Origin of the sequence: Salmonella sp. 32031103-2018-00083-FB-01-SM-01, assembly GCF_017571995.1 — a bacterium.
GTDB classification, from domain to species: Bacteria; Pseudomonadota; Gammaproteobacteria; order Enterobacterales; family Enterobacteriaceae; genus Salmonella; species Salmonella enterica.
Map to the genome: position 1 here is coordinate 627,036 of NZ_JAGEQL010000001.1, position 14,426 is coordinate 641,461.

Annotated in this window: 17 protein-coding genes; 11 read left to right on the plus strand and 6 right to left on the minus strand. The window is 52.9% G+C overall.

Features of this window, described 5'->3' with window-relative positions; all coding sequences use genetic code 11:
* Positions 1–12 precede the first annotated feature (12 nt).
* Positions 13–243, plus strand: coding sequence for a DUF2554 family protein (locus tag J4614_RS03065; protein ID WP_000956438.1), 231 nt, complete (start codon positions 13–15; stop codon positions 241–243).
* On the opposite strand, the gene J4614_RS03070 is transcribed toward J4614_RS03065, so the two are convergent.
* Positions 244–2,208: a U32 family peptidase gene (locus J4614_RS03070; RefSeq protein WP_001249761.1), complete on the minus strand. Its 1,965-nt coding sequence runs from the start codon at positions 2,206–2,208 to the stop codon at positions 244–246. It abuts the gene before it with no gap.
* Between the two features lie 78 nt (positions 2,209–2,286).
* Positions 2,287–2,823: an XRE family transcriptional regulator gene (locus J4614_RS03075; RefSeq protein WP_000369544.1), complete on the minus strand. Its 537-nt coding sequence runs from the start codon at positions 2,821–2,823 to the stop codon at positions 2,287–2,289.
* Positions 2,824–2,914: 91 nt separating this feature from the next.
* Here J4614_RS03075 and J4614_RS03080 point away from each other — a divergent pair, with 91 nt between their 5' ends.
* The gene (locus J4614_RS03080; RefSeq protein WP_001238501.1) at positions 2,915–4,093 is read left to right on the plus strand and encodes a benzoate/H(+) symporter BenE family transporter; all 1,179 of its coding nucleotides are present in this window, start codon (positions 2,915–2,917) and stop codon (positions 4,091–4,093) included.
* A 53-nt stretch (positions 4,094–4,146) separates the two neighbouring features.
* Here J4614_RS03080 and J4614_RS03085 read toward each other — a convergent pair whose 3' ends face one another.
* From J4614_RS03085 to tehA, 3 genes are all read right to left on the minus strand, one after another.
* Entirely contained in the window at positions 4,147–4,815 is a 669-nt protein-coding gene (locus tag J4614_RS03085) for a DUF3313 domain-containing protein (RefSeq protein WP_001259025.1), read from the minus strand.
* A 155-nt stretch (positions 4,816–4,970) separates the two neighbouring features.
* Positions 4,971–5,567 carry a tellurite resistance methyltransferase TehB gene (tehB, locus tag J4614_RS03090; protein ID WP_000218280.1) on the minus strand — a complete coding sequence of 199 codons (597 nt, stop codon included), beginning with the start codon at positions 5,565–5,567 and terminating at the stop codon, positions 4,971–4,973.
* The gene (gene tehA / locus J4614_RS03095) at positions 5,554–6,567 is read right to left on the minus strand and encodes a dicarboxylate transporter/tellurite-resistance protein TehA (protein WP_001243996.1); all 1,014 of its coding nucleotides are present in this window, start codon (positions 6,565–6,567) and stop codon (positions 5,554–5,556) included. The genes tehB and tehA overlap by 14 nt, the downstream gene beginning before the upstream one ends.
* 106 nt (positions 6,568–6,673) lie before the next feature.
* On the opposite strand from tehA, the gene ydcK reads away from it, so the two are divergent.
* Positions 6,674–7,654, plus strand: a complete 981-nt coding sequence (ydcK, locus tag J4614_RS03100) for a YdcK family protein (RefSeq protein ID WP_065348468.1) — start codon at positions 6,674–6,676, stop codon at positions 7,652–7,654.
* On the opposite strand, the gene rimL is transcribed toward ydcK, so the two are convergent.
* Positions 7,651–8,190 carry a 50S ribosomal protein L7/L12-serine acetyltransferase gene (gene rimL, locus J4614_RS03105; protein WP_001634082.1) on the minus strand — a complete coding sequence of 180 codons (540 nt, stop codon included), beginning with the start codon at positions 8,188–8,190 and terminating at the stop codon, positions 7,651–7,653. The two genes, ydcK and rimL, sit on opposite strands and share 4 nt — an antisense overlap.
* Before the next feature lie 216 nt (positions 8,191–8,406).
* Between rimL and J4614_RS03110 the strand changes: the two genes are divergently transcribed.
* From J4614_RS03110 to aac(6'), 8 genes are all read left to right on the plus strand, one after another.
* On the plus strand, positions 8,407–9,525 hold the full coding sequence (locus J4614_RS03110) for a M42 family metallopeptidase (RefSeq protein WP_000144624.1): 1,119 nt from the start codon (positions 8,407–8,409) through the stop codon (positions 9,523–9,525).
* Positions 9,522–9,803: a PTS sugar transporter subunit IIB SgcB gene (sgcB, locus tag J4614_RS03115; RefSeq protein WP_000976132.1), complete on the plus strand. Its 282-nt coding sequence runs from the start codon at positions 9,522–9,524 to the stop codon at positions 9,801–9,803. Before J4614_RS03110 ends, sgcB begins: the two co-directional genes overlap by 4 nt.
* A 10-nt stretch (positions 9,804–9,813) precedes the next feature.
* A complete protein-coding gene (gene sgcC, locus J4614_RS03120) occupies positions 9,814–11,127 on the plus strand; it encodes a PTS sugar transporter subunit IIC SgcC (RefSeq protein ID WP_000460835.1) in 1,314 nt (437 codons plus the stop codon).
* A 13-nt stretch (positions 11,128–11,140) separates the two neighbouring features.
* The gene (sgcQ, locus tag J4614_RS03125) at positions 11,141–11,947 is read left to right on the plus strand and encodes a BtpA family protein SgcQ (protein ID WP_000118619.1); all 807 of its coding nucleotides are present in this window, start codon (positions 11,141–11,143) and stop codon (positions 11,945–11,947) included.
* A gap of 131 nt (positions 11,948–12,078) precedes the next feature.
* The gene (gene sgcA, locus J4614_RS03130) at positions 12,079–12,516 is read left to right on the plus strand and encodes an SgcA family PTS sugar transporter subunit IIA (RefSeq protein ID WP_000606454.1); all 438 of its coding nucleotides are present in this window, start codon (positions 12,079–12,081) and stop codon (positions 12,514–12,516) included.
* A gap of 11 nt (positions 12,517–12,527) precedes the next feature.
* On the plus strand, positions 12,528–13,160 hold the full coding sequence (locus J4614_RS03135) for a ribulose-phosphate 3 epimerase family protein (protein ID WP_183054727.1): 633 nt from the start codon (positions 12,528–12,530) through the stop codon (positions 13,158–13,160).
* A 15-nt stretch (positions 13,161–13,175) separates the two neighbouring features.
* Positions 13,176–13,967, plus strand: a complete 792-nt coding sequence (locus J4614_RS03140; protein WP_079972446.1) for a DeoR/GlpR family DNA-binding transcription regulator — start codon at positions 13,176–13,178, stop codon at positions 13,965–13,967.
* Positions 13,967–14,404 (plus strand): cryptic aminoglycoside N-acetyltransferase AAC(6')-Iy/Iaa, encoded by a 438-nt coding sequence (gene aac(6') / locus J4614_RS03145; protein ID WP_208293060.1) that lies wholly within the window; start codon positions 13,967–13,969, stop codon positions 14,402–14,404. Before J4614_RS03140 ends, aac(6') begins: the two co-directional genes overlap by 1 nt.
* Positions 14,405–14,426 lie beyond the last annotated feature (22 nt).

Genomic DNA, 14,426 nt, shown 5'->3' on the forward strand with positions numbered 1-14,426 from the left:
GAAGGTGGAATGATGCTTACAAAAACGTTATCAGTAGTTTTACTGACCTGTGCGCTGTTTTCAGGCCAGTTACTGGCGAAACAGCAAGACCACGCATTCGTATGGTTTGCGACGGGAGGGCACCAGCTTAGACACGAAGCCGACAGTGATGAATTACGGGCGGCAGCGGAAGAATCCGCGGAAGGCTTGCGCGAGCACCACAACTGGCAGAAATCGCGCAAACCAGAGAGCTATTTTCGTTAATTAAACGCCCCTACGCTTCGGCAGCGTTTTCATCAGCGCTTCAGGGCTCACTGAAGCGACAACGCTGCCGGGCTGGGGCATTTTTAAGATGTGGTTTTTAATTTTGCCAATGACATGCATTTCGCAAGGGCGGCAGTCGAATTTTAGCGTCAGTACCTCATCGCCATGCACCAACTGCATCGGCGTGGCTTTCCAGCTCTTAATATTTCCTTTCGCCTGCTTAGGACAAAGGTTGAACGCAAAACGCAGGCAGTGTTTGGTGATCATGACCGGTACCTCTCCCTTCTCCTGATGCGCCTCATAGGCCGCATCAATCAATTGTACGCCGTAACGGTGATAAAATTCCCGCGCTTTGTGGTTGTAGACATTAGCGAGAAAGCTGAGATGCGTTTGCGGATAGACCGGCGCAGGCTGCGCCACGGGTTTCCGACGACCTCGTTGATAATGGGCCAGCCGCGCCGCGTCAAGCATATCAATCGCCTCCCGACGGAACTGATTGAGCAGGCTATTTGGCACGAACAACGCCGCCGGTAATGTCACCTGCATATCACGTGCGTAGTAAGGCGTCTGTCCCAGCTTCGCCAGTCCGGCTGTTAGGTTATTCAACGCTTTTTCAGAGTTATTGGCTTCCTCAAATACCCCGTCAAGCGTATGCGTGATGCAGACACCGTCTTCACTGGTCAGCGTCAGAATAAGCTGTTCCTGCCAGCCGCCCAGCATGATATCAACCGCCACACGGCGCTCACTGGAGGTTTTTGTCAGCGCTTGCTGCCAGTTATGATCCAGATTACGATTCAACGGATGATGCGGACGGACTTTATGCAGGTCGGCAGGCATATCATTTGGCCAAACGCGGTAGCGGTTATGACCGGTTTTCTCCACCGTATTGGCGCGAAAACCTACCACTTCACGCTTAATCAACACGTTCAGGCCATCGCCATTCGCCAACGGCTCCGTAGCTTCTACGTCGAGATAATCCTTCGCCACATTCAGCACCTCGCCTACCGGCAAGCCAATAAATTTTGGTGAATCAAATGCGCCAATATCACCTTTACGCGCGTTAACAAAATAGTCGGTGCTGCCGCGATGGAAGGTTTTCTCCGTGGAGGGAACAAAAAAATGCTCGGTCCGACCAACCGACGCACGCGCCAGATCGCCACGTTGCTCGATAATCGCGTCCAGCATCTGACGATAATGCGCGGTGATGTTTTTGACATAGCTCATGTCTTTGTAGCGCCCTTCAATCTTGAAGGAACGTACGCCTGCATCGATCAACGCGCCGAGGTTAGCCGTTTGGTCGTTATCTTTCATCGATAGCAAATGTTTTTCGTAAGAGACCACCCGCCCCTGATCGTCTTTTAACGTATACGGTAAACGACAGGCCTGCGAACAGTCGCCCCGATTGGCGCTGCGCCCGGTTTGCGCATGAGAGATATAACACTGTCCAGAATAAGCGACACACAGCGCGCCATGAATGAAGAACTCAATCGTGGCGTCAGTAGCCTGATGAATAGCCGCTATCTGACTCAAATTAAGCTCGCGCGCCAGTACAATCTGTGAAAAACCGACATCGGCAAGAAACTTCGCTTTTTCCACGCTGCGAATATCACACTGTGTACTGGCGTGAAGCTCAATCGGCGGGATATCCAGTTCCAGAATGCCCATATCCTGCACAATCAGCGCATCCACCCCGGTGTTGTACAAATCGGTGATTAACCGCTGCGCGGGCTCCAGCTCATCATCATGCAGAATAGTATTCAGCGTGACAAAAATCCTGGCGCCGTAACGGTGAGCAAACGGGACCAGATCGGCGATATCGCGCAGACTGTTACTGGCGTTATGACGTGCGCCAAAACCGGGTCCGCCGATGTAGACGGCATCTGCGCCATGCAAAATCGCTTCGCGAGCAATTGCGGCGTCACGGGCCGGACTTAACAATTCGAGATAGTGAGGTTGCTGGCGCATACAGTCTTTCTTATCCAATAGCAGCGAAATGGCGGCTATTGTAGTCAGAAGCGCAAACTAACGAAATAGTTTTCCCGCTTAATCACGCGGGTAATGGATCAGCGAGTGAAAATGAACCGTCTGGTCACTGCTGTTGCGATAGGTATGCGCCGTATCGCCGGCAAAACGCAAACCTTTACCGGCGTCTATGGTTTGCCATACCCCACCAGTACACATGTCCAGCCGACCCTGAATCACCACCACATGTTCGATAACGCCGGCTTTATGCGGCGCTGATTCGCTGACCGCGCCAGGCGCCAGCAATAGGGAAAAATAGTCAAAACAGAGTTCAGGGTCCCACGGAAACAGCGGTGTAATTACCATCGCTTGCTGCTGGGGATCGAAGGTTGGCGGAAATTCGGCCTGCGGCGGCGAAATAAACATTGAGAATGGAACGTTCAGGCCCGTCGCAATTTTCCACAGCGTTGCGACTGTCGGGCTGGATTCATTACGCTCTATCTGCCCCAACATGGCTTTTGAGACGCCGGAGATCTCTGCCAGACGCGATAAACTCCAGCCTCGCTGATGGCGTAACGTTCTTAACGTGGTCGCCAGATAGTGTGTCAGGTTATCCATTTTCCCCCCCTGTAAGACCATAGCGTATCACTTGTACGCTATAACGCACAATGCTACATTGACTGACCGTTATAACGCACAAGAGGCGATCATGCGTCTGTTATCACTCCCGTTACCTACTGTATTATCTGGTCTGGTCGCCGTTCTGGTCGGCTATGCGAGTTCCGCCGCCATTATCTGGCAGGCGGCGCTTGCCGCTGGCGCAACACCCGCAGAGATCGCCGGCTGGATGACCGCCCTCGGTATAGCCATGGGCATAAGCACACTAACGTTAACCTTGTGGTATCGTGCGCCGGTTTTAACCGCCTGGTCAACGCCTGGCGCCGCCCTTTTGGTGACAGGGCTTCAGGGATTATCGTTGCCAGATGCCGTGGGCATATTCATTGTCGCCAATGCCCTGATTGTGCTGTGCGGCGTCACGGGATTGTTTGCGCGTTTGATGCGGATAATCCCCCATTCTCTTGCCGCCGCAATGCTGGCGGGAATACTGCTACGCTTCGGCCTGCAGGCGTTCGGGACGCTCAATGGAGAATTTGTCATGTGCGGCGGTATGCTATTGGCGTGGCTACTCTTTAAAGTATTCGCGCCCCGCTATGCCGTTATTGCTGCCATGGTGATGGGAATAACGGTGGCGCTCATCCAGGGTAAGGTGGCGATGAGCGGTATTCATTTCGCGCCGGTGTGGCCCACCTTCGTTCCCCCCCACTTTTCATTCGCTCAAAGCCTGAGCGTCGCGGTACCGCTCTTCCTGGTGACGATGGCATCGCAAAACGCCCCCGGCGTCGCCACAATGAAGGCGTCTGGCTATCAGCTTCCTGTCTCTCCGTTAATGATTTTTACCGGATTGCTGGCGCTGCTGCTTTCGCCATTTGGCGTTTATTCTATCTGCATTGCCGCCATTACAGCCGCCATTTGTCAAAGCCCGGACGCGCACCCCGATCCAACGCGTCGCTGGTTAGCGGCCGCCGCCGCAGGCGTTTTTTATTTACTTGCCGGGTGGTTTGGCGGTTCGATAACCGCGCTGATGGTCGCCCTGCCGGTTAGCTGGGTGCAAATGCTGGCTGGTCTGGCACTGTTAAGTACGATTAGCGGTAGCCTGTATCAGGCGCTTACTCACGAAAGCGAGCGTGACGCGGCAGTTATCGCATTTCTCGTCACCGCCAGCGGGCTAACGCTGATGGGCATCGGATCGGCATTCTGGGGGTTGATCGCTGGCGGGATAGGCTACGCAGTATTAACGAGAACGCGCCGCCCATCGTTGTCTGGCTGATGGCGACCGCTAATCTGCCGGGGTTTGCGCCATCTTGCGATGGCGCCGCAGAATTATTTTTTGTTAACGTCAAACATAGAGGTATCCGTCGCCATATCATCCACGACCTGTTTCAACGTCTCAAACGCCATTGGCGTACTGGAATTGCTCAGGTCTTTACCTTCACCCTGACGTACTACCTTGACGACCGGCTTGTTGGTCGCGGCATCTATCAGCTCACCCTCAAAATAGAGGTGGGTATCCATGGTCCGGTGGCCTGTCGCCATTTGCGTGCCCGCCACAATCAGCGCTACAGGGATCACCTCATAGAATTGCAGCCCTTCTTTGCTGGTATCCACGCCCGTAATCGCCCCGCGGAAAATCAAACTGCGCGGCCCTGGCGTCGTGACCAGCGGTTTGCGCTGTTCAATTGCTGATTTTACTTTAGTGTTCGTATAAGCCAGCAGTTTATCAAGAACTTGCTGCCCGACCTGGGTCGTTGGTTTGGGGACGGGATAGTATGTTATCGGATTGTAAACAATACTGTCATAGTTAGAGTCATTGAAATGTGGATCTACCCAGCGCAACACCGGTTTCCCCGTGGCGGAGGTAGTTTCCTGCAGGTCCGAATAATTTTTTAAGAATCCAGAATACTTATCCGGCTGTGTGACTTTAGACGCACAGCCGGATAACGCCAGCAAGCCAGTAAGCACTGCAACTTTAAATAAAGTATGAGTACGCATGAAACGATCCCTTTAGTCTTCGCAATGATGCAAAGGAAATAATAGCAAAACGAAATCATTCTGGATGCACTAAAAATGGTAACGACAGCACAATTTGAACGCAGCGCCCGACAAAAAAATGCCGAACGCAGCGAGACTTACAGAACTTGCATCGGTCAGGCCGTTTTTCTCGCCAGCATCGTAGCAAAGCGCAGTTTGATACGGTTGCCGTTTTCGTCCGTGCGGTGAAGCTCGCCGACATCTTCGTTGTATTTCAGCATGTCCCATCCTTCGTAATAGCGGCGTAATTCGCCTTCTTTAAAAGCAAACGGGAATCCCACCGTACAGGGAAAATCCGGCGTATCCATTGCCGCAACAATCAAATTATACCCGCCGGGTTTTGTGCAGCGTTGCATATTGGCAATTAAACCGGGAATGGTTTGCGCCTCAAGAAACATCATAACCACCGTCGAGAGAATAAAATCGTACTCGCCGTCAAAGGTCAATGTATTCAGATCGACTAGGTCGGTTTGCAGATTATCCAGCCCCTCTGCCGCTTTAATACGCTCAAGGTTAGCCATACTGGCCGGATTTTTATCCCACGCGGTAACGTCATAACCGTTCGCGGCCAGATACAGACTATTGCGGCCATTGCCACATCCCAAATCTAGCGTTCGGCCCGGCGCGACAACCTTTGCCGCCGCCAGCACATCCGAATGCGTGCGGGTTAATCCGTATTTCTCAGTAAAATAATTTTCGTCACGAACGGTCATTTTTTTCCTCCGTTTTCAACAGTGCAGCGCGCTCAGTGCGAATAAGCAACGTCCCCTGCACCAGCAATAGAAATGTACGAACCAGCAATAAGGCGATAATAGCGTTAGTGAAAATAAACAGCGGGACGGCCAGAATATGGAAAAGCCCTGATTCACTACCGTGACCAAGATGTAACCCCGTGGTCGCCAGCGCGGAAACGCCGAACGAAAAACTCCAGAAGGAAGCATTAAACGGTTGTGATAAATACCAGGGCATTAATCGCAGCATAAATAAAAGCTGTAACAGACCGTAGCCGAATAGCATTTTCGCCAGCGTGTCGCCCTCCCCGCCATTGACGCTCAGCCAGGCGCTACAGGCGACCAGCGCGGGTGCCAGTTGGATACCCAACGACGTACGCAGCACCGCCGGTAATTCGCCGCAGCTACGCAGTCGCTGCAAAATAACCGGTTCCAGACTTAACCACGAAAAAACGCCTGCGCCTAAAAACACCAGTCCGGCATCATTGTAGCCGAGCGCTCCACAGGCCATGGCGCTGATAAAATTATTCGCTACCGTGGGCAGATAAAGCCCCGGGGTTGTCGCTTCTTCCGGATGCGCTCCGCGCCAAAGTCCCGCCGTCTGCCAGGCGGCATACGCCAGTTGTATGACGACACCCACGCTGAATAGCGCAACGGCCAACGGGCGATACCAGGGAACGAAGCCGATCGCGACCAGCATCGTGGTGGCGGGAAACAGGCTGACAAAACTGCTCATTACCGGATGTCGCACTTCAGCCATCACGCTATGGGGAAAGCGCACCAGACGGCTAAGGAACGCCAGGGTCAAGAGTGCCCAAATAATCATCGCCAGGATCACCATGATGTCGCCGGGCCAGTGGCTTATTGCCCATATCTGGCTGGCATAACGCCAGGCGAATCCCATACCGATAGTGCCAAGGACGATGCCAAAATAGCCCGCAGGCAGATTGAGCACGCGATCGCTCTGCTTGTGATTACGCATTTTGTTTAATTTATAAAGTATATTTGAAATGCATTTTATGGAATTTCTGGTTGTTTCGCCAGTACCTTTGCTACGGTTATCTTAATCGTTCACACGGAATTTCCCTATGACCAAATATCGACTGAGTGAAGAACCTCGTGCTTTTACTTATCAGGTAGACGGTGAGAAGAAAAGCGTCTTATTACGACAAGTTATTGCCGTAACGGATTTTAACGATGTTAAAGCCGGAACCTCCGGCGGCTGGGTTGATGCCGATAATGTGCTGTCACAACAGGGGGATTGCTGGATTTATGATGAAAACGCGATGGCCTTTGCGGGCACGGAAATTACGGGTAATGCGCGTATCACGCAGCCGTGCACGCTCTACAATAACGTGCGAATAGGCGATAACGTCTGGATTGATCGCGCTGATATCAGCGATGGCGCACGAGTAAGTGACAACGTCACCATTCAGTCCTCTTCCGTGCGCGGAGAGTGTGCGATTTATGGCGATGCCCGCGTGTTAAACCAGTCAGAAATTCTCGCCGTTCAGGGACTAACGCATGAACATGCGCAGATTTTACAAATTTACGATCGCGCCACCCTGAGCCATTCGCGGATTGTCCATCAGGTACAGCTTTATGGCGACGCCACTATCACACACGCTTTTATTGAGCACCGGGCGGAGGTCTTTGATTTCGCGCTCATCGAAGGCAACAAAGACAATAATGTCTGGATCTGTGACTGCGCCAAAGTCTATGGCCATGCGCGGGTTATCGCAGGCACAGAGGAAGATGCTATCCCTACCCTTCGCTACAGCTCGCAGGTAGCGGAACATGCGTTAATCGAAGGCAACTGTGTGTTAAAACATCATGTGCTGGTAGGCGGACATGCAGAGGTACGCGGAGGCCCGATTTTACTGGACGACCGCGTGCTGATTGAAGGCCATGCCTGTATACAGGGCGAAATTCTGATTGAGCACCAGGTCGAGATTAGCGGACGGGCGGCGGTGATAGCGTTTGACGGCAATACTATTCACCTGCGCGGCCCAAAAGTGATCAATGGCGAGGATCGTATTACGCGTACCCCCTTAGTCGGTTCCCTTTAATCCGTATCAATAATGCGGGCATACATATTAACGTCGTGATAGCCGCCGTTAAGATACTCTGCCTGTTTCATACAGCCTTCCAGCGTAAAATGGTTGCGCCGTGCGACCGCATTACTGGCCTGATTATCAACGCGGCATTTAATGACGAAGCGCCGAATATCGCCGCGCCGGGCATAATGTGTCATCAGCGCCTGTAATGATTGCGACATTATCCCTTGTCCCTGGAGGGACTCATCCAGCCAGTAACCGATATAGGCGGCTTTGTTTACCGGTTCGATGGCATTAAATGAGAGTACGCCCGCCATCTCATTCTGGCAGAAAATCAGGTACATTTTGGCGTAACCACGCTGGTGCAACAGTATATTACCCTGCACATGCTTACGCGTTTCCTCCTGCGACGTGACATATTGCGGCCAGTCGAGCGACTGTTGTAGCCACGCTTTGTTTTTGAGTACCAGTTGGTGCAGCGCCGGAACATGACTTTCATCTGCCGCTTGCAGTTCCAGCGTCGTGCTAACAGGAATAATTTCCACCATCGCGTTGCCCTTCTTCGTTGTTGGTCGTGATCACATAAATAGCCTGGTTTACCGATAACCCGCAGGTGATATGAGCGTTTTTATTGTATCGCCATCACATTATTTTTTATTGGCCCTATTTAGCGTATTTCCGCGTGACACATTTCACACTTATCCAACCATTCTCCGCCTATAAAACGCTCAACGACTGATTGTTTTATCACCACGGAGACGCCAATGACCTTTTCTGTGCAGGAAACGCTTTTTTCTTTACTGCGGCTAAACGGGATTTCAGGACATGAAAGCAGTATTGCAAACGTTATGCAGCACGCGTTTGAACAGCAGGCCAAAGACGTCTGGCGGGATCGCCTGGGCAATGTCGTCGCCCGTTATGGCAGCGATAAATCCGACGCGCTTCGCCTGATGATTTTTGCGCATATGGATGAAGTGGGTTTTATGGTACGCAAGATCGAACCCTCCGGTTTTTTACGTTTTGAACGCGTGGGCGGCCCGGCGCAAATTACTATGCCCGGTTCGATTGTGACGCTTGCCGGACGTTCAGGCGATATCATGGGCTGTATCGGTATTAAAGCATATCACTTCGCGAAGGGTGACGAGCGCACCCAGCCTCCCGCTCTCGATAAACTCTGGATTGATATCGGCGCAAAAGATAAAGCGGATGCCGAACGAATGGGTATTCAGGTGGGGACGCCAGTAACCCTTTACAACCCGCCGCACTGTCTGGGCAACGACCTGGTATGCAGTAAGGCGCTGGATGACAGGCTGGGGTGTACGGCGCTACTGGGCGTCGCCGAGGCCCTCGCCTCCACACCGCTCGATATCGCGGTATTCCTGGTCGCGTCGGTGCAGGAAGAGTTCAATATTCGCGGCATTATTCCCGTTTTACGACGCGTGCGCCCCGACCTGGCGATTGGTATTGATATCACCCCATCCTGCGACACGCCTGACCTGCAGGATTACTCTGATGTGCGGGTCAACCACGGCGTCGGCATCACCTGTCTGAACTATCACGGACGCGGTACGTTGGCGGGACTGATTACGCCGCCGCGTTTGCTGCGGATGCTGGAGACCACCGCGCACGAAAATAATATTCCCGTACAGCGAGAAGTCGCGCCAGGCGTCATCACCGAAACCGGCTATATTCAGGTTGAACTGGACGGTATTCCCTGTGCCAGTCTTTCTATTCCCTGCCGCTATACCCACTCGCCAGCCGAAGTCGCCAGCCTGCGCGACCTGACTGATTGTATCCGTTTACTGACTGCGCTGGCCAATATGTCGCCAGAACAGTTTCCCATTGAGCCTGAAACAGGCGCTACACAAGAGGCACGACCATGATGAAAAAGATCCTTGTGGCATGTGGTACCGGCATGTCGACATCAACCATGATTGCACAAAAACTGCAGGACTTTCTTGCGGAGCAAGGCATTGCGGCAACCACGGCGCAATGTTGTCTGAATGAGATCCCGTTGAACTGTAACGGTATGGATCTCATCGTAACGTCCATGCGTACGCACAGTGACTATGGCATCCCGACGCTCAACGGCGCCGCCCTGCTGACAGGCATCAACGACGACGCATTAAAACAAGAAATCAAGGCGCTGTTAACACAATAAAGGGGGCATTATGTTTGATTACATCCTGTCTCTCGGCGGCACCGTCTTTGTGCCCATCATTATGATTATCATCGGCTTAATCTTTCGTATTCCCTGGCTGCAGGCGGTGAAAGCCGGGGTGACGGTCGGCATCGGTTTTGTCGGCATGGGGTTGGTGATCGTCATGGCGATCGACAGTCTCAGTCCGCCGATCAAAGTGATGATTGAGCGTTTTGGCCTGACGCTGCATGTGTTTGACGTCGGCGCCGGGCCCGCATCCGGCGTCGGCTATGCGACGGCCATCGGCGCGATGATCATTCCCGTTATCTTTCTGCTCAACGTCGGTATGCTGGTGACTCGTCTGACCAAAACCATGAACGTTGATATTTATAACTACTGGCACTACGCCATTACCGGAACGGTCGTCCAGTTGATGACCGGCAGTCTGATTTATGGCGTACTGGGCGCGATTTGTCACGCCGCCTTGTCGTTGAAAATGGCCGACTGGACGGCGAAACGCGTACAGAACATTGTGGGTCTGGAAGGGATTTCTATTCCGCAAGGGTATGGCTCCAGCTCCGTGCCGTTGTTCGTATTGCTGGATGCGATATACGAAAAAATACCGTTTATGAAAGGACGCAATATTGACGCTCAGGAGATCCAAAAACGGTATGGGATGGTCGGCGACCCGGTGATTATTGGCGTTGTTCTCGGGCTGATCTTCGGGCTTGCCGCAGGCGAAGGCTTTAAAGGGTGCGCAACCTTAATGATTACCGTGGCGGCGATTATGGTGCTGTTTCCGCGCATGATTCGCCTTATCGTTGAGGGATTAATGCCCATTTCCGACGGCGCGCGTAAGTTCTTCCAGAAACACTTTAAAGGGCGCGAAGTCTTTATCGGTCTGGATACCGCAGTGACGTTAGGCCACCCGACCACCATCGCGGTTGGACTGCTGTTAATTCCCATCATGTTAATTCTGGCGAGCATACTGCCGGGCAATAAAGTCCTGCCGCTGGCTGATTTACCGGTTGCGCCGTTTTTTATCTGCATGGCCACGGTTATTCATCGCGGCGATCTGATTCGTACTCTGCTCAGCGGCATCATTGTCATGATTACCGTTCTGCTGATCGCCACCCAGTTCGCACCGTACTTTACCGATATGGCGCTCAAAGGCGGCTTTAGCTTCGCCGCTGAAAACGCGCAAATTACCGCGCTGTCGGTGGGAAATATGTTTGGCTGGTCAATATCTGAATTGATGTCGCTGGGCATGATTGGCGTGGTTATTGTGGTCGGCATTGTCGCCAGCATCATACTTGTCTTACGTAAACGTGAACTACCGGAATAAGGAGCAACCCAGAATGAGTTGGCTAAAAGAGGTAATAGGAACAGAAAAAGCCGTTATCGCCATGTGCCATTTACGGGCGTTGCCGGGCGATCCCGGGTTCGATACCAGGAAAGGCATGAACTGGGTAATTGACCGCGCCCATGACGATTTAATGGCGCTACAAAATGGCGGCGTGGATGCAGTGATGTTCTCCAACGAATTTAGTCTGCCTTATTTAACGAAAGTCAGACCGGAAACGACCACCGCGATGGCAAGAATCATCGGTCAGTTAATGAGTGAAATCCGCGTACCGTTTGGGGTAAACGTGTTGTGGGACCCTGTGGCCTCGTTTGATTTAGCGATGGCGACCGACGCAAAATTTATCCGCGAAATTTTCACCGGCGCTTACGCCAGCGATTTTGGCGTCTGGGATACGAATGTCGGCGAAACCATTCGCCATCAGCATCGCATCGGCGCAGGCCACGTGAAAACGCTGTTTAACATCGTTCCGGAAGCGGCGGTGTATCTGGGAAACCGCGATGTCTGTTCAATTGCGAAATCGACCGTATTTAACAATAACCCCGATGCCCTGTGCGTCTCAGGCCTGACGGCGGGTGCCCGCACGGATAGCGCCATACTGAAGCGGGTAAAAGAGACCGTTCCCGACACGGTCGTGCTGGCGAATACCGGGGTGTGTCTGGAAAACGTTGAGGAGCAGCTCTGCATTGCCGACGGATGCGTAACGGCAACCACGTTTAAAAAAGACGGCGTCTTCGCCAACTTTGTCGACCAGGCGCGCGTGGCGAAGTTTATGGAGAAAGTACGCCATATCCGACAATAAAATGGGGATAAGCAAAACGCTTATCCCCTGCAGAGAGCGATAACTCTTCTGCCGATCTCCGTCGCCTTCGCCAAAAGACACGCCGGGGATCGGTTTCAGAGTAACCCGAACCGGCAAGGAGTCAACGATCGATGATTAATGATGTTAAGTGGGTTCAGGCGCAACGCCATGCCAGCGACTGGCGACACGCGCTGGATATCGCCGTTCGTCCGCTGATTACCTTCGGCGCGGCGGCCCCCTGCTACCTGGACGGTATTATTGAGAACACCCTTAAATGGGGGCCATATTATCTTATCGCGCCGGGGATTGCGCTGCCCCATGCCAGACCAGAGCAAGGCGCCAACCATAATCAAATCAGCGTCACTACGTTAGCAACGCCGGTCGCTTTCGGCAATGCGGATTGCGATCCCATCTGGCTGTTGCTTTGCGCCAGCGCCACGGATGCCGAAGCACATATTCGCACCATTCAACGCATCAGCCAGTGGCTCGACTCGCCGGAAAGCGTCGCGATGCTGCAAGATGCGCCAAATGACGCCGCGCTTTTCGCGCAATTAACCGCATTGCGCTGATGGAGGTTCCGATGATCCTGCACCCTTCACTGGCCTCCGCCGATCCGCTGCGCTATGCCGAGGCGTTGACCGCTTTACACGATGCGCCTCTCGGCTCGCTGCATCTGGATATCGAAGATACCAGTTTCATCAACAATATTACCTTCGGTATGAAAACCATTCAGGCAGTCGCACAACACACTCGCCATCCGCTCTCATTTCACCTGATGGTCTCATCACCGCAACGCTGGCTACCCTGGCTTGCAGCTATCCGCCCCGGCTGGATTTTCATTCATGCCGAAAGCGAGCAAAACCCCTCGGAGATTCTGGCGGATATTCGCGCTATCGGGGCGAAAGCAGGACTGGCGCTTAACCCGGCAACGCCGCTATTGCCCTATCGTTATCTGGCATTGCAACTGGATGCGCTGATGATCATGACCAGCGAACCCGACGGGCGCGGGCAGCAATTTATCGCCGCGATGTGTGAAAAAGTGAGTCAGAGCAGAGAGCATTTCCCTGCTGCGGAATGCTGGGCGGACGGCGGTATTACACTTCGCGCCGCACGGCTGCTTGCCGCCGCAGGCGCACAGCATCTGGTGATTGGCCGGGCGTTGTTCACGACGGCGAACTATGATGTGACGTTGTCACAATTCACCGCGCTATAAAGGAGTCATATGCTGATGAGCCAACAGCGCCCCGACCGTATCAAACAGATGTTGCATTACCTTTGGCAACACAGGCACCTCTCAACACAACAAGCTATTGAGCTTTTTGGCTATGCAGAGGCAACCGTGCGCCGGGATTTTCACTATATCGCCAGCCGTTATCCCGGAATGGTTCGCGGCCATGGTTGTATTGACTTCGACGACAGTACGGAAGATAAAGAATATGTTTTCGACGTTAAGCGAACGTTACAAAGTGAGGCGAAACGCGAAATCGCCGCCCTCGCCCGCACGTTCATCAAGGATGGAGACTGCTTTTTTCTCGACTCCGGCTCCACCTGTCTGGAACTGGCAAAATGTCTGGTTGACGCCAAAGTAAAAGTCATTTGCAATGACATCAAAATCGCTAATGAACTGGGTGGCTTCCCACACGTAGAGAGTTACATTATCGGCGGACTGATCCGCCCCGGTTACTTTTCGGTGGGCGAGAGTCTGGCGCTGGAGATGATTAACGCCTTTGCCGTTGAACGCGCCTTTATCTCCTGCGATGCGCTGTCGATTGAAACGGGCATCACCAACGCTACCATGTTTGAAGTGGGCGTTAAAACGCGCATTATTCAGCGCTCATGCGAGGTCATATTGATGGCCGATCACTCAAAGTTTGATACTGTAGAACCCCATGCGGTGGCGACGCTGTCCTGTATTACTACCATTCTTAGCGACAGTGCGCTCCCGTCTGCTATCGCCCGACGTTATCAGCAGGCGGGATGCCGTCTCATCATGTCAGACCCCTCATCAGGAGCGCGTTAATGGACATCAGGCACATGAACAAAACCCATCTGGAGCACTGGCGCGGATTGCGAAAACAGCTCTGGCCTGGTCACCCGGATGACGCCCATCTGGCGGACGGCGAAGAAATCCTGCAAGCCGATCATTTGGCATCATTTGTTGCGATGGCAGACGGGGGGGCGATTGGCTTTGCGGATGCCTCAATCCGCCACGATTATGTCAATGGCTGTGACAGTTCGCCCGTAGTTTTCCTTGAAGGTATTTTTGTTCTCCCCTCGTTCCGTCAACGCGGCGTAGCGAAACAATTGATTGCAGCGGTGCAACGATGGGGAACGAATAAAGGGTGTCGGGAAATGGCCTCTGATACCTCGCCGGAAAATACAATTTCCCAGAAAGTTCACCAGGCGTTAGGATTTGAGGAAACAGAGCGCGTCATTTTCTACCGGAAGCATTGTTGAGGAAAATCATACAGGAAAAGGT